The sequence below is a fragment of the Methylocapsa sp. D3K7 genome (assembly GCF_029855125.1).
In the GTDB taxonomy this organism is placed as follows: domain Bacteria; phylum Pseudomonadota; class Alphaproteobacteria; order Rhizobiales; family Beijerinckiaceae; genus Methylocapsa.
In genome coordinates this window covers 1538830-1554690 of sequence record NZ_CP123229.1, presented here as the reverse complement: position 1 = coordinate 1554690, position 15861 = coordinate 1538830, and the positions used below count along the sequence as shown (strand labels likewise).

Sequence of the window (15861 nt, the reverse complement as noted above, 5' to 3'; positions counted from 1 at the left end):
GGGCGTCCCCGCGCTCTTGCTTTTTGGCCGCTTGTTTGCCATCGCTCACAGCTGATGCAGCTCGCTGAGCGCGCAGGCGAAACGCGGAACACTCTCAATGGAAAAGACGTTCGATCCCAACGTGGTCGAGGGCCGTATCTCGGCTCTATGGGAGGCTGCTGGCGCCTTCCGGGCGGGCCGTCCGGAGCGGGCAGGGGCGGCGCCTTTCACGATTGTCATTCCGCCGCCGAATGTCACCGGCTCCCTGCATATGGGGCACGCGCTCAATACGACCTTGCAGGACATTCTCTGCCGGTTCGAGCGGATGCGCGGCAAGGATGTGCTGTGGCAGCCCGGCACCGATCACGCCGGCATCGCGACCCAGATGGTGGTCGAGCGGCAATTGATGGAGCGCCAGGAACCCGGCCGGCGCGATATGACACGGGAAAAATTTTTGGAGCGCGTTTGGCAATGGAAGGAGGAATCGGGCGGCGCGATCATCGAGCAACTCAAACGGCTCGGGGCCTCCTGCGACTGGTCGCGCGAGCGTTTTACCCTGGACGAAGGGCTCTCCCGCGCGGTCACGAAAGTTTTTGTCGCGCTCTATAAAGAAGGCCTCATTTACAAGGACAAGCGTCTCGTCAATTGGGACCCTGCGCTGCAAACGGCGATCTCCGATCTCGAGGTCGTGCAGGTCGAGACCAAGGGCCATCTTTGGCATTTCAAATATCCGGTCGTCGATGACGTAGGGAAAGAGACCGACGAATTCATCGTGGTCGCGACGACGCGGCCGGAAACCATGCTCGGCGATACGGCCGTCGCCGTGCATCCAGACGACGAGCGCTATAAGCCTTTGCAAGGGAAGCGCGTGCGCCTGCCGCTGGTCGGGCGCCTGATCCCGATCGTTGCCGACGAATATTCAGATCCCGAGAAAGGCACGGGCGCTGTGAAGATTACACCGGCGCATGATTTCAATGACTTTGAGGTGGGGCGGCGGCATCAGCTACCGATGTTCAATATCTTAGATCCTGAAGCAAAAATCACATTCTTTGGCGTTGGACAGGGTTTTTTTGGTGGTGTTCCAGCTTCAGACGACCTTACGGAGACGACAGAGCTGGAAGGACTATCTCGGGAAGCAGCACGTAAGCGAGTTATCGATATGATGGACGCGCGTGACCTCCTTGATAAGATCGAGCCTCACACGCATATGGTCCCACATGGCGACCGCTCAGGTACCATCATAGAGCCCTGGCTGACTGAACAATGGTATGTCAAAGCCGAGGTTCTCGCTCAGCCCGCCTTGGACGCAGTTCGGAGAGGCAACACGAGCTTCATCCCGAAAAATTGGGAGAAGACCTATTTCGATTGGCTCGAAAACATTCAGCCTTGGTGCATCTCGCGCCAACTCTGGTGGGGTCATCAGATACCCGCTTGGTATGGACCGAAATTCACTGCTGCAAAAAGCGCCTTAGCAGAAGAGTTCGAGATTTTCGTCGCACCCAGCGAAACGCAGGCCATCGAACTCGCAAAAAGTCGATATAGGGAGGCACTTTCAGAAGGGCGAGAAATCAGAGTTTTGAGTTCCAAGCCTGATTATGCAGATTTTGCTAATGTGATGAATCCGGTCTTCGACGGAGGACCAATTCCCATCTGGCGCGATCCCGACGTCCTCGACACCTGGTTTTCCTCCGCCCTCTGGCCTTTCTCTACCCTCGGCTGGCCGGATGAGACGCCGGAGCTAAAACATCGCTATCCGACGAGCGTGCTCGTCACCGGCTTCGACATCATCTTCTTCTGGGTCGCCCGGATGATGATGATGGGTCTGCATTTCATGGACGAAGTGCCGTTTCACGACATCTATATCCACGCCCTCGTCCGCGACGAGAAGGGCGCGAAAATGTCGAAGTCGAAGGGCAATGTGGTCGATCCCTTGCACCTTATCGAGACCTATGGCGCGGACGCGCTGCGCTTCACGCTCGCCGCTATGGCGGCGCAGGGCCGCGACATCAAGCTTTCGACGCAACGCATCGAGGGCTACCGGAATTTCGGAACAAAACTCTGGAACGCGGCGCGTTTCGCCGAGATGAACGGCTGCGTGCGGCAAGCCGCGTTCGATCCGCACCAGGTTCAAATCACGCTCAATGGCTGGATCATTGGCGAAACTGCCAAAGCGCTCGCCGATGTGACCGCCGCGATCGAGGCCTATCGTTTCAACGATGCCGCCAACGCCGCCTATCGGTTTGTTTGGAATATTTTTTGCGACTGGTATCTCGAACTCGCCAAGCCGCTCCTGCAGGGCGCCGATGGACCAGCCAAGGACGAAACGCGCGCCGCGACCGCCTTTGTCCTCGAAGAAATCACAAAACTCCTGCATCCGTTCATGCCATTCATGACCGAGGAGCTTTGGGCGATCACCGCCACCCCCGAACTGCCCCGCGCGACTGTGCTGGCCCTTGCCGAATGGCCCCAGATGGAGGGATATGAAAATCCTGCGGCAGAAGCCGAGCTCAGCTTTATCGTTGACCTGATTTCGGAGGTCCGTTCGGTGCGGGCGGAAATGAATGTGCCCGCCGCCGCGCAAATTCCGCTGGTGCTCGTGAACACCTCACCGGACGTCAAAGCGCGCGCGGAAGCATGGGCCGAAACCCTCAAGCGCCTCGCCCGGCTTTCGGACATTTCCTTTGCCGCCGAACCGCCGGAGAAATCGGTGCAGATGGTCGTGCGGAAAACGCTCGCGGCCTTGCCGCTGCAAGGCATCGTGGACGTTGCGGCGGAGAAGGCAAGGCTTGCCAAGGAAATCACCAAACTGACGGGCGAGGCCGGAAAAATCGAAGCAAAGCTCAACAATGCCGACTTCGTTGCCCGCGCGCCGGAAGAGGTGATTGAGGAAAACCGCGAAAGACTCAGCGAGGCTCTGTCGCGCGTCGAAAAGCTCGAAGCCGCGCGCACCCGGCTTGGCGATCTCTAGCGCTCACCCGGCGATGGCGTCTAACACGAGCTTTGTGTTCAAGGCGATGATCGCGACACCGATGACGGCGGCGATACCTGTGGTTGCGAGGGGTGCTTTCAACCTGCCCATCCGTTTGCGGGAGGCGGTAAACCACACCAGCGGAACGACCGCGAAGGGGAGGGTGAGGCTCAACACGACTTGGCTCAGGACAAGCAAGCCGTTGGTCGCACTGGCGCCACCGATGAGGATGACGCCAACGGCGGGCACGATGGCGACGAGCCGCGTCAGCAGCCGCCGGGCCACGGGATTGAGCTTTATATTGATGAAACCTTCCATGACGATCTGACCGGCGAGGGTAGCGGTCAGGGTCGAGTTCAAACCGCAGGCAATGAGCGCAATGGCGAACAGTTTGGCGGCGAGCGCACTGCCGAGCAGTGGCGCGATCAGCCGGTAGGCATCCGGCAATTCGGCGACCTCGGGATGGCCATGCGCGTGGAACGCGGCGGCGGCGAGGATTAAAATGGAGCCGTTGATCAACAGTGCGAAAAGCAGCGCGATCGTCGAATCGAGAATTGCGAAGCGGATCGCGGACGATTTTTCGGCATGGCTCGGGCCGACCGCGCGTGTGAGTACAATGCCCGAATGCAGATAGAGATTATGCGGCATCACCGTCGCGCCCAAAATCCCCAGCGCGATATAAAGCATCGCCGGATTGGTGATGAGGTCGCGGGTGGGCAAAAGGGCCTTGGCGACATCCGCCATATCTGGCCGGGCGAGGACAAGCTCGATCGCGAAACAGGATGCGATCAAGATGAGGAGCGTGACAACAAAGGCTTCGAGCTTGCGGAACCCAAAACGTGTAAAGGCAAGGATGAGCAAAGCGTCGAGCGAGGTCAAAATGACACCGGCGCCAAGTGGCAAGCCGGTCAGCAGCTCAAGCCCGATCGCGGTGCCAATGACTTCGGCAAGGTCGGTCGCGACGATCGCCAGCTCCATGATCAGCCAAAACACCAGTCGCACGGGGCGGGGGAAGGCTTGGCCGCAATTCTGGGCGAGATCGTGCCCGGTCGCGAAAGCGAGCCGCGCCGACAACGCCTGCAGGACGATGGCCATCAGGCTCGACAGAACCGCGACGAACAGCAGCGCCATGCCGAATTTCGAGCCGCCGGCGAGCGCCGTCGCCCAATTGCCGGGATCCATATAGCCGGTGGCGACGAGATAGCCTGGCCCCGCAAAACTCAGGAACCGGCGAAAAAGCGGACCGGTTTTTGGGACGTGCACGCTGCCATGCGCGGCCCCAAGGGAAGGCGAGATTTTCCGCGGGATCGTCTGGGCGGCGGAGAGCGGCATCAATGTCCTTTCAAGCCATTCATAAAAATCACAAGTCGGGCTCTCCTGATCGGCAGCTTGCGCTCCCTATACCATAACATGTAGCTTTGGCTACATCATTGTTGAAGTCAAAAAAAGTTGACTTGAGTCTCATTTGTTCGAATTTGAGCTGCGTGGGCGCGCGGTGCGGCCAAGGAAACATGAGAGATGGTGAAGAAAGCGGTTTTGGCGACGCCCGCCGAACTCCCCGGCGAAGCGGTTCAGGCCGAGCGCTTTGAAAAAGCCCGCTCGGCCCAGGCCACTGCGGTTCTCGAGGACTATGTCGAACTTATTGACGATCTCCTGGCGAGCGATGGCGAGGCGCGGCCAACGGATATAGCCCGCCGGCTTGGCGTCACCCATGCAACCGCGATCAAGACGATCACCCGCCTCAAGCGTGAGGGACTGGCCACCTCGAAGCTTTACCGTGGCGTGTTTCTCACGCCCGAGGGTCATGGTCTTGCCGATCGGGTTCGCTCCCGCCACCGGCTCGTCGTCGATCTTTTGCGCGCCGTCGGGGTTCCCGAGGATTGCGCGGAACTCGACGCAGAGGGCATCGAGCATCATGTGTCCGACATCGCGCTGGCGGCATTCGCACGTTTTTTGAAACGGCATAGTCCTTAGCCTCGCGGAAACCCGTCCAGGTAAACCCTCGCAACAGTTGCCGGTTCATTGTGAAAACCCATTTGGGTCTTGTTTGGCTCCGCTCAATCCATTTCGGTGGCCGGGCTTAGGCTCCGGGCGTTGACTCGGGGCGTTCTATGAATGGTTGAAAATTCGGCGTCAGTGTGCAGCGACACCAAAATTCGCTAGCCATGGCGGAATTTGTGACTTTGATGTCACATAGGCAGACGAGTTAACTTTGACTTGGCATTGCAAGAAGAACGCGCTTTTTTAGTCTTTAACAACTTGCTAGTGTAGGTATTGAAGTCCAATTTCAAAGGCGCAGCCTGTGGCTTGCGGCGCATTGCACGATAGGAATTTCCGCCCGCTGACACGCGGGGCATACGATTTTTTTGACGACGCCTGCAATCTGACAAACCCATGTTTAGGCCGGTAAGTTCGGAACCCTGTTCTATGGACAATCACGTTTTCGATAAATCAAAGCTTCCCAGCCGGCATGTGACGGAAGGCACATCGCGCGCCCCGCACCGTTCGTATCTGTACGCCATGGGACTAACGCGCGAACAAATTCATCAGCCTCTTGTAGGTGTGGCCTCCTGCTGGAATGAGGCGGCTCCTTGCAATATTTCCCTGATGCGGCAGGCCCAGGCGGTCAAGCGGGGTGTGGCGGCGGCAGGCGGGACGCCCCGCGAATTCTGCACCATCACGGTCACCGATGGCATCGCCATGGGCCATGAAGGGATGAAATCCTCGCTCGTCTCGCGGGATGTCATCGCCGATTCGGTCGAACTGACCATGCGTGGCCATTGCTACGATGCGCTCGTTGGTCTTGCCGGTTGCGACAAATCTCTGCCCGGCATGATGATGGCGATGCTGCGTCTCAACGTGCCTTCGATTTTCATTTATGGAGGTTCGATCCTTCCTGGAACCTTCAAAGGACGGCCGGTCACGGTCCAAGATCTTTTCGAAGCGGTCGGCAAATATTCGGTCGGCGACATGTCGGCCGAGGATCTGGACACGCTCGAGACCGTCGCCTGTCCCTCGGCGGGTGCTTGCGGCGCCCAATTCACCGCCAATACCATGGCCACCGTTTCGGAGGCGATCGGCTTGGCTCTGCCTTATTCGGCCGGGGCGCCGGCGCCCTATGAAATTCGCGACCGGTTCTGCACGACGGCGGGCGAAATGGTGATGGAATTGATCGCCAGCAATCTCCGCCCGCGCGATATCGTGACGAGGAAGGCGCTCGAAAACGCCGCGACGGTTGTCGCCGCTTCGGGCGGCTCGACCAACGCCGCCTTGCACCTCCCGGCGATCGCCAATGAATGCGGAATTGCCTTCGATCTTTTTGATGTCGCCGAAATTTTTAAGCGGACACCCTACATCGCTGATCTGAAGCCAGGCGGCAAATACGTCGCCAAGGATATGTTCGAGGCGGGCGGGGTTCCCTTATTGATGAAGACTTTGCTCGATCACGGTTTCTTGCACGGTGATTGTATGACCGTGACTGGCCGTACGGTTAACGAAAACTTAAGTAAAGTCGTGTGGAACGAGGATCAGGACGTTATCTGGCCCGCCGACAAACCGATCACCGCCACGGGGGGTGTCGTCGGTCTTCGGGGAAGCCTCGCCCCCGAAGGGGCAATTGTAAAGGTCGCTGGTATGCCGCAAGCGGAACTGACCTTTAAGGGACCAGCGCTTTGCTTTGACAGCGAAGAAGCATGTTTTGAGGCCGTGACGAACCGCCGCTACACGGAAGGTTGTGTGTTCGTCATCCGCTATGAGGGGCCACGCGGCGGTCCTGGCATGCGCGAAATGCTTTCGACCACCGCGGCTTTATACGGCCAGGGCATGGGTTCCAAGGTCGCGCTGGTCACCGATGGGCGCTTTTCGGGCGCGACGCGCGGTTTCTGTGTTGGTCATGTTGGGCCGGAGGCGGCGGTCGGCGGCCCCATCGCGCTGGTGCGCGACGGAGATATCATCGCGATAGATGCCATTAATGGAACCATCGACCTCCAAATAGGGGATGCGGAATTCGCCCAAAGGAAAAAAGATTGGAAACCCCGTAAAACTAATTTCGGTTCCGGTGCGTTATGGAAATATGCCCAAGTGGTTGGTCCGGCCGTTACCGGAGCCGTGACGCATCCTGGGGCATCGAATGAGGTAAGGATCTATGCGGATGTCTAGCCGTGCTGCAGGAGTTCTGTTGCTGAGTTTGGCCGCTTGTCTGCCAGGCTCCCGCATCGGTGCCTTCGAGGGAACCGAGAGCGCACGTGTTGAAAAGGCGCCGCGTCCGGCATTTCCAACTCCCAAGGCCGCGTTGCAGGCCGGGATAGAAGGGTTTCGTGCGGGCGATGCATCTTCCGCCATCGAGGCGTTGACCTATGCCGCAAGCGGCGGCGAGCCTCTGGCCCAATGGGAGCTCGCCCGGATCTATGCGAACGGCGACGGTGTCCCGCAAGATGATCTGAAATCCTACGATTATTTTTCCCAAATCGTCGCCAGTTATGACGATGACAATCCCGACCGCCGTCGCGACCGGGGGATTGTTTCGAGCGCGATCGTGGCGCTTGGGGTCTACAATCTGAACGGGATCAACAACAAGGTCCGGCCTGACCCGCAACGGGCACTTCGGATGTTCCAATATGCGGCGACGGCTTTCGGTGACGCGAACGCCCAATATAATCTGGCGCGGATGCATCTCGAAGGCGCCGGGGTCGAGAAAGACGGACGCGAAGCCGTGCGCTGGTTAAATCTTGCGGCGGCGAAGGGGCATCTTCAGGCGGAGGCTTTGCTCGGGCAGACGCTTTTTCTGGGCCGCGAAGGGGTGCCGGCGCAACGGGCGCGGGGCCTCATGTGGTTGACGCTGGCGCGCGAAGCGGCCATCGATTCCAAAAAGGACAAATGGATCATCGATCTCTATGACCAAGCTGTGGGTTCGGCTACGGACGACGATCGGCGCGAGGCGCTCTCCTACCTCGAAGATCATCTGAAACGGCCCGGCAATTGAGCCGGGCGGGGACGGATGTAAAGCACATCCCTCCCCCATTCCCTCCATCTCTTTATGTCCTTGTCTGACTAAAGTGCTGTCGCGGTCCGCTGCTCGCGCCGGATGACCAGCCAGCCAAACAGCAGCATGTCGGCCAGCACTGTCATCGACCCTGCCGCTGCGAAGGGATCGCCAATTGCGTGGCCGCTGTGAATCAGCGCCACACCCAAAGTCACGCAAAGTGTGCCGGCAATCCAGATCCAAACCTGAATCAACGCGGTTTTGCTCCGATCGATTGACGGATGAAGGGGATAGAAAATACCAAATAGAAACAAGGATACCCAGCCGAGTAGAATAAGATGAGCATGGGCCGGCATCGTCGAATGATCGCCGGTAATGGCCATCACGAGACCCCAAACCATACCCGCCACCGCCAGAAGAACGGCGGACAGGAAGCTCAAGGAAGCTGCCTTCATTTAAGTCTCCGATACTAAGTTAGAAAGTACAAACCGACCAATACATCCTAAATGCATCAGGTACAAGACATCTACTTTATAAATGAGGAAGCTGTTTATACCTTATAAATGATGAAGTAACTTACTCATCCCTATTTAATTTTTCTTGCCGTTTCTTCATTTCCTTCATGCGAAGCGACATTTTGATTGCGCGCCTTGCTTTCGCATGGTCTTCGCCAGGCTGAAGGAGTTTGCGAAACTCATCGCGTTTCTCATGAATCGATGCGATGACCTTGCCCATGGGCACCCCCATGTCCACAAGCACCGCTTCCGACAACTGCAGGCTTGCCTCGATCGTCTCGGGGACCGCGTCGCTCACCCCGAGCGCGTAAAGTGCCGTTGCGTGTTGCGCGTCGCGGGCGCGTGCAACAATGGTCAGTCCGGGATGCGCCGTGCGGGCATCGCGGACGATGTCTTCCGTGTCCGAAGGCTTATCCATTGTGATGATGAGCGCTTTGGCCTTCCCCAATCCGCACCGCTCGAGAAATTCAGGCCGCGACGCATTCCCCCAGTAAATGTCGCGTCCTTCCGAGCGAAGCCGCTTCACGACGCCGGGGTGGGTATCAACGGCCACATAACGGATGGCATGCGTGTGAAGCATGTCGCCGACAAGCTGGCCGACCCGTCCAAAGCCGATAATAATCGCGTCCGGAGCCGGATGATCAGCCTCGGGAATCGAGGTCACGTCCGGGATGGACCGGCGGCCTGCGAAACGTTGAGCGAGGATCCCGAGGGGCGGCACGGCAAACATCGAAAGCGTCACCGCCACCATCACCTCCGCCCCGCTGGCGGCAGGCAACGCCTTGGCGGCGACGGCGGCCGTGATAATGACGAAAGCAAATTCTCCCCCCGGTGCGAGCATGAGCGCGGCCTCGGTTGAGATGCGGCCAGGCAAGCGCAAAATCCAGCCCGCGACCCAGTTGACACAAAATTTTATCAAGATGACGCCAACCGTAATATCGAATGTCAGAACCGGAGCGGAAAACACTTGCGAAAAATCGAGGCTGGCGCCGATGGACACGAAGAAGAGTCCGAGTAGCAACCCTTTGAAGGGCTCGATTGTCACTTCGATCTCGCGATTGTATTCGGTTTCGGCGAGGAGGATGCCAGCGATGAAGGCGCCAAGCCCCATCGACAAGCCGCTGATCGCGGTGACGACGCCGGTTCCAATAACCACGAGGAGGCAGGCGGCCATGAAAAACTCGGTCGACCCTGCCGCCGCGACGTGACGAAAAAGCGGCCGCATGACGATCCGGCCGCCAATCACGATGACGCTGAGGCCGGTAATGGCCGGGATAAGAGTTGAGACGACGGCCATGCCAAGACCGCCGGCTTGCGCTCCGAGCATCGTCACCATGAACAGGAGCGGCGCCACCATGAGATCTTGGAAAAGCAGGACGGCGAAAATTGTGCGGCCCGCCGTCGTGCCAAGCCGTTTGGATTCGGCAAGCACGGGGATCACGATCGCCGTGGAAGACAGGGCAAGGGCCAGTCCAATGACGGCAGCCGAAACCGGCGTCTCGTGCAGAAGCAAGGCGACACCGCCGAGAACCGCCGCCGAACCGAACACCTGCAGGGCGCCAAGCCCGAAGACAAGCTTGCCGATGAGCGCAAGACGCGCCCAGGACAGCTCTAGGCCGATCATGAACAGAAGAAAAACGACGCCAAACTCCGCGACAGGCGCGATTTGTTCGACATTGCCGAAGGCGAAAGGGGCGAGCCAGCTTATTTTTTCCCCGAGTGCCCCAATACCATAAGGCCCAAGCAAAACCCCGGCGCCCAGGAAACCGAGGATAGGACTGACCTTAAGGCGCCGGAACAGCGGCACGACGACGCCCGCCGTCGTGAGAAATATCAACGTTTCCTTGTATTGTTCTGGCGCGAAAGTGGTCATGGCTTTGCTTATCTGAAAATTCGCGGGTGGGAACAAACTTTGCGCGGTCAGGGTGCGGTAAAGTGGCCGCCCACCTGCCATCCAAACTCCGCTGCGTCCTGGCGGTACTCTACGCATACCCGAAGGGCCTCTTTCATCGGGGGCCAGAATCCGGCATGTTCGTGCCATGTCCGATTCCCCAGCGACGAATGCTCTCGAACTCAGCGTTAGCGAACTCTCCGCCGCTTTGAAGAGGACCGTCGAAGATCGTTTCGGCTTTGTGCGGGTGCGGGGCGAAATTTCCAATTATCGCGGGCCGCAGCCCTCCGGGCACGCCTATTTCTGCTTAAAGGACCAATCCGCCCGTATCGATGCCGTGGTCTGGAAGGGGGTCTTCGGGCGGCTGAAGACCAAGCCGCAGGAGGGCTTGGAAGTCATCGCGACAGGGAAAGTCACGACCTTTCCGGGCAAATCGACCTATCAAATCATTGTCGAGGCCCTGGAACCCGCGGGGATTGGCGCGCTGATGGCGCTCCTCGAGGAGCGCCGCCGGAAACTTGCGGCGGAGGGGCTCTTTGATGAAGCCCGCAAACGGTCCTTGCCGTTTCTTCCGTCTCAAATCGGCGTCGTAACTTCCCCGGCGGGAGCCGTCATCCGCGACATATTGCACCGCATTGCGGAACGATTTCCGCGCCATGTCATCGTTTGGCCCGTGCGTGTGCAAGGCGAAACAGCGGCCGCCGAGATAGCCGCCGCCATCGATGGCTTCAATGCCTTGCCTGAACACGGCCCCATGCGGCGGCCGGATGTGATCATCGTCGCACGGGGAGGGGGTTCGCTCGAAGACCTCTGGAGCTTCAACGAGGAAATCGTTGTACGCGCGGCGGCTCGCAGCGTTGTGCCACTTATCGCCGCTGTTGGGCACGAGACCGATTGGACCTTGATCGATCATGCCGCCGATCTGCGCGCGCCAACCCCGACAGCGGCGGCGGAAAAAGCGGTGCCAGTGCGGGGCGAACTTGCCGCCGCGCTGGCGGATCTGGCACGCCGGCAGGTGGGCGCGGCCATGCGGTTGCTCGATCGCCGTCGTGGGGATCTCCGCGCTCTGCTCCGTGCGCTGCCGCAAAGCGACGCAATATTTTCCTTCCGGCGCCAGCAATTTGACAGTCTGGCGAGCCGCCTCGAGAGCGCGCGCGGGAAAGCCCATGACCGCAAACACCTTGATTTGGTGCGCTTGTCACATCGCCTGGCGCAACAATCGCCGCATGCACAAATCGCCGGCAAAAAGCAGCGTTTCAACGCGGCGCACCAACGGCTGAGCCGCTGGGGAGTGGTAGGCTATGGGGAGTGCAGGCAAAACCTCGCCCATATCGCAGCGAGACTGGCGGTTGCCCGGACGGCCAGGGCGAAACTTGAGAGGGAGAGAATGGCTGCAGCGCGCCATCGGCTCGAAGCTTTGGCCGGGCGTTTGCAGCACGGTTTTGCGCTGCGTATGACGGCTTCCCGGGCGCGGCTCGAGGGGGTGGAAAAATTGCGTCTGAGTCTCGGCTACGAAGGGGTTCTGGCGCGCGGGTTCGCTTTGGTGCGGGACGAATCGGGCAAGCCGGTGCGCAAGGCCGCCGAAGTCGTCGAGGGCAAGCGTCTTGATATAGAATTTGCCGACGGCCATACATCGGCGATCGCTCAGAGCCGGAAAGAGCCGGTGCCAGCAAAGCGGACAACAGGAGGCGGGAGGCGTAAACGCGAGCAGGGATCACTCTTCTGACGAAGCGGTCCTTGTGGGGGCTGCCTTCTCTTGGTGAAGCACTGCGCGTTGCTTCTCAATGGCGTGCTGGGCGTGAGAAATGGCGATGGTAAACGCGGCCGAGTCGGTGGTTCCGCTGGCTTGTCCCTTGACGAACCAGGAAATAATGCCGTTGAGCTCCTCCTCCAAAACTTTGAGTTCGGAGGCGTTTTGGGCCATAAGCGCCTTGTCGGCGAGTTCGATTAGGCGATCAATTTGCCGCAGGTCGGCTTCGGATTTTTTACTTCGCAGGCGCCCAATGAGGAGGGCGATCGCGGAGCCGCCCAAACTCAGCGCCATGCCGCCCAAGTAGATATACTGCTGGAATTCATCGAAAAAGCTCTGCTCGCCGCTGTTGAGATAGTTGGCGACTCCCGTATGCACAGGCAAAACCGGGTTCTTGTCATCAGGGTCAGGCGCTTCGATTTGATTGGCGAGCGGCGTCTTGGCCATCATTTGGGTTTTGGTCTTGAAAATGGATCGCGCGATCGCTCCAGCGACGGCATCAAGCATCGAGTTTGGAGCTGCGAATCGATAGGTGATGGCAAGGGTTGTTACCGAATCGCTGGGGACGGGCGGACGGCCCCGGAAAGCTCCGGCTGGCACATCGATGGATTCGAGGCCCGGAAACCTCTTGTTGATCGCTTCCGCTTCGTCAATGGCGAGAATGCTTGGAGGGCCCCTTGTTGCCACCTTGATGGCATTGACAACGTCGACGGCCTCCCCCGGTGCCATCGGTCCCACGGTAAAAACGGCGGCCACGCGCTTTTCCGCGACCGCCACCCCGATTTCGGCAAGGGACAGGAAAACCCGTTTCACCGATTTCGGCGGAATATCGTAATAACTCAAGATCGAATCGAGGGTCTGTTCATTGTAAGTTTGCAATGGCCCTTGCGGAATCCCGATGGTCTTCCCGGCAAGGCCCGAGATCTTGTCAATCGCGGATTTGGCAGGCACGACGAAAGCGATGACATCCCGGCGCAGAATGGCGATGGTTGTGCCGTTGGACGGCACGACAGCGTCGCTGCGCACAATGGCAAGGTCGGCGGTGTGATCCTCGATCGTCTCGGCGCTCGCCGCCAAATCAGCGACGGGGACGAGCTTGATGCGGACGCGCGGATGGTTCGCCTCAGTGACGGCCGCGAAGGCGGTGACAAAGCGGTAGGCGGGGCTGCCGGGCGGCCCAATCGTCACACGGAGATTGGCGTGTGGTGACCAGAGATAGACCGCCGCGATGAGGGATGTCGCGAGGATCAAAAGGCCCGCGGTCAGAAGCAGCGCAGGGCGCAAGAGAGTATTTCCAGTTTCCGGTTCTGGCCCAAGGCGCTAAAGCATTTTACGGATGGACGCAAACGTGTTTCGGAGAAGCTGCGCCGAGCGTGGCCGCCGCCACCTGCTTGGCTTACGCCTCGATCTTTATAAAACTTTCCGCCTTCAGGGTCATTCGGTGTATTTTGCTCAGTCTTAGCCGGAAGGAGGGAAAGCCGCTAGCGGCCTGCTGCCTCACTCAATTGCCACCGAGTTGAGATGATTTTTGAAAGCCAATCGTTTATGCCGGTTTTCTGCGGCGCAGAAAATCTCTCTTATCGCGCCGGTCCGGAGTTGCGGAGTTCATGACCAAACGAGTACGGATTGCTCTTGACGCAATGGGCGGCGACCATGGACCCGAAGTGATCGTTCCTGGAGCCTCCCGCGCGCTGCAACAGCGGCCTGACATGGAATTTGTGTTTTTCGGTGATGCCGCCCGCATCCGGCCGCTTCTCGATGTTGATCCAGCGCTGTCTGCAGTTTCGGCTCTCCGTCACACGGACGTATCGGTGCGGATGGATGCCAAGCCCAGTCAGGCCTTACGCTCCGGCCGCCGGACATCGTCGATGTGGCTTGCAATCGAGGCCGTTAAAAAGAACGAGGCCGATGTCGCGGTCTCGGCCGGCAACACCGGTGCCTTGATGGCGATGGCCAAGGTCTGCCTGCAAACGATGCCGGGAATTGAGCGGCCGGCGATTGCGGCACTCTGGCCGACGGTGCGCGGCAAATCCATCGTTCTCGATCTTGGAGCGTCAATCGGCGCGGATGCCCGGCAACTGGTCGATTTTGCGGTCATGGGCTCCGCGATGGCCCGGATTGTCCTTGCCATCGAACGGCCGACAGTGGGATTGCTGAATATTGGTGTTGAGGAAATGAAGGGCATCGATGAGGTCAAGGAGGCGTCACGGGTGTTGCGAGAGACCGGCTTTCCGAACCTCGACTACATCGGTTTTGTGGAAGGCGACGATATTGGCAAGGGTACGGCCGATGTCGTGGTCACCGAAGGCTTCACAGGAAACATCGCTTTGAAGACCGCCGAAGGAACGGCCAAGCAGATCGCGCAATATCTTCACGAAGCATTAGGCCGTGATCTGATGTCGAAGATTGGCTATTTCCTGGCGCGCCATGCTTTTGCGGCGCTGAAGACGAGGATGGATCCGCGCAACGTCAATGGTGGCGTATTCCTTGGCCTTAACGGCGTTGTCATCAAAAGCCATGGGGGGGCCGATGCGGTCGGCATCGCGCATGCCGTGGAGATCGGCTATGCCATGGCGCGGTATCAGCTTTTGAGCAAAATTCGTGACTCCCTGCCGCTCTCCCGGGGTCAAAGCCCCTTGATGCCAAAGCTCGAGGCGGCGGCCGCGCCATCGCCATCAGGCTCATGAGCGCCGTTGTTACGAAATGGATAATTCCGTGAATCATTCAGACGCAGGCAAGCTCCGCTCGGTTGTCGTGGGGCTTGGCTCTTATCTTCCCAAGCGTATCGTCAGCAATGCCGACCTCGAAAAATCGCTGGATACGTCCGACGCTTGGATCGTTCAGCGCACGGGGATAAAACAGCGCCATGTCGCCGCCGAGGACGAGCCGACCTCGCGGCTCGGCCTTTATGCGGCACAAGCGGCGCTCAAGGATGCGGAGCTTGAGGCGTCCGACCTCGATCTCGTCATTGTCGCGACATCGACGCCGGACTACACTTTCCCTGCGGTCGCGACCCAAATTCAGGCCGGTCTTGGCATGACACACGGCGCCGCCTTCGACCTGCAAGCGGTATGTTCTGGCTTTGTCTTCGCACTTGCCACCGCCGACAAGTTCTTGACGTCCGGATCGCACCGGCGCGCCCTCGTCATTGGGGCGGAAACATTTTCGCGCCTTCTTGATTGGACCGACCGGACGACCTGTGTGCTTTTTGGCGATGGCGCCGCAGCCATGATCCTCGAGGCGCGGCCCGCGGATGGGACCTCGCGGGATCGTGGCGTTCTCACCTCTCATCTTCGCTCGGATGGCCGTCATCGCGAAAAACTTTATGTTGACGGAGGGCCATCGACCACCCGAACAACCGGACACCTTCGTATGGCCGGCAAGGAGGTTTTCCGGCACGCGGTTGGGATGGTGACGGATGTTGTGACGGCGGCTTTCGAGGCGACCGGAACGAGCGCTGCTGATCTTGATTGGTTCGTTCCGCACCAAGCCAACCGTCGCATCATTGATGCTTCGGCCGAAAAACTCGGGATAGCTTCCAGTAAGGTCGTCGTGACTGTTGATTTGCACGGCAATACATCGGCCGCCTCAATTCCGCTTGCCCTGGCAGTGGCGCGCGACGACGGCAGAATTAAGCAAGGTGATCTTGTGATGATCGAAGCCATGGGCGGCGGCTTCACTTGGGCATCGGCGCTCATCCGCTGGTGACCGGGCAATCAAGGGAACCATTTGAAGTATCTTGATTTAGCGCGGATTTTGTACCACAGTTTCAAAGCT

At 59.1% G+C, this 15861-nt stretch carries 11 protein-coding genes; 7 read left to right on the top strand and 4 right to left on the bottom strand.

Annotation, left to right across the window (positions count from 1 at the left end; all coding sequences use genetic code 11):
* Positions 1–97 precede the first annotated feature (97 nt).
* Positions 98–2947, top strand: a complete 2850-nt coding sequence (locus QEV83_RS07075) for a valine--tRNA ligase (RefSeq protein ID WP_280130502.1) — start codon at positions 98–100, stop codon at positions 2945–2947.
* A 3-nt stretch (positions 2948–2950) separates the two neighbouring features.
* Here the strand turns inward: QEV83_RS07075 and QEV83_RS07070 are convergent, their stop codons facing one another.
* Positions 2951–4279 carry an Nramp family divalent metal transporter gene (locus QEV83_RS07070; RefSeq protein WP_280130501.1) on the bottom strand — a complete coding sequence of 443 codons (1329 nt, stop codon included), beginning with the start codon at positions 4277–4279 and terminating at the stop codon, positions 2951–2953.
* Between the two features lie 186 nt (positions 4280–4465).
* On the opposite strand from QEV83_RS07070, the gene mntR reads away from it, so the two are divergent.
* The 3 genes from mntR to QEV83_RS07055 all read left to right on the top strand — a co-directional run bounded on the left by mntR (position 4466) and on the right by QEV83_RS07055 (position 7928).
* Complete coding sequence (gene mntR, locus QEV83_RS07065; protein ID WP_280130500.1) at positions 4466–4921, top strand: manganese-binding transcriptional regulator MntR; 456 nt, start codon at positions 4466–4468, stop codon at positions 4919–4921.
* Between the two features lie 453 nt (positions 4922–5374).
* Positions 5375–7105 carry a dihydroxy-acid dehydratase gene (gene ilvD / locus QEV83_RS07060; RefSeq protein WP_280130499.1) on the top strand — a complete coding sequence of 577 codons (1731 nt, stop codon included), beginning with the start codon at positions 5375–5377 and terminating at the stop codon, positions 7103–7105.
* Complete coding sequence (locus QEV83_RS07055) at positions 7098–7928, top strand: tetratricopeptide repeat protein (RefSeq protein ID WP_280130498.1); 831 nt, start codon at positions 7098–7100, stop codon at positions 7926–7928. The genes ilvD and QEV83_RS07055 overlap by 8 nt, the downstream gene beginning before the upstream one ends.
* A 68-nt stretch (positions 7929–7996) precedes the next feature.
* On the opposite strand, the gene QEV83_RS07050 is transcribed toward QEV83_RS07055, so the two are convergent.
* Both QEV83_RS07050 and QEV83_RS07045 read right to left on the bottom strand, forming a co-directional pair.
* Positions 7997–8383, bottom strand: coding sequence for a hypothetical protein (locus tag QEV83_RS07050; RefSeq protein ID WP_280130497.1), 387 nt, complete (start codon positions 8381–8383; stop codon positions 7997–7999).
* Positions 8384–8504: 121 nt separating this feature from the next.
* Positions 8505–10397: a cation:proton antiporter gene (locus QEV83_RS07045; protein ID WP_280130496.1), complete on the bottom strand. Its 1893-nt coding sequence runs from the start codon at positions 10395–10397 to the stop codon at positions 8505–8507.
* A gap of 85 nt (positions 10398–10482) precedes the next feature.
* Between QEV83_RS07045 and xseA the strand changes: the two genes are divergently transcribed.
* Positions 10483–12060 (top strand): exodeoxyribonuclease VII large subunit, encoded by a 1578-nt coding sequence (gene xseA / locus QEV83_RS07040; RefSeq protein WP_280130495.1) that lies wholly within the window; start codon positions 10483–10485, stop codon positions 12058–12060.
* On the opposite strand, the gene QEV83_RS07035 is transcribed toward xseA, so the two are convergent.
* The gene (locus QEV83_RS07035) at positions 12049–13368 is read right to left on the bottom strand and encodes a TAXI family TRAP transporter solute-binding subunit (RefSeq protein WP_280130494.1); all 1320 of its coding nucleotides are present in this window, start codon (positions 13366–13368) and stop codon (positions 12049–12051) included. The two genes, xseA and QEV83_RS07035, sit on opposite strands and share 12 nt — an antisense overlap.
* A 323-nt stretch (positions 13369–13691) precedes the next feature.
* Here QEV83_RS07035 and plsX point away from each other — a divergent pair, with 323 nt between their 5' ends.
* Positions 13692–14771, top strand: coding sequence for a phosphate acyltransferase PlsX (gene plsX, locus QEV83_RS07030; RefSeq protein ID WP_280130493.1), 1080 nt, complete (start codon positions 13692–13694; stop codon positions 14769–14771).
* Between the two features lie 28 nt (positions 14772–14799).
* Positions 14800–15792 (top strand): beta-ketoacyl-ACP synthase III, encoded by a 993-nt coding sequence (locus QEV83_RS07025; RefSeq protein WP_280130492.1) that lies wholly within the window; start codon positions 14800–14802, stop codon positions 15790–15792.
* Positions 15793–15861: the final 69 nt, after the last annotated feature.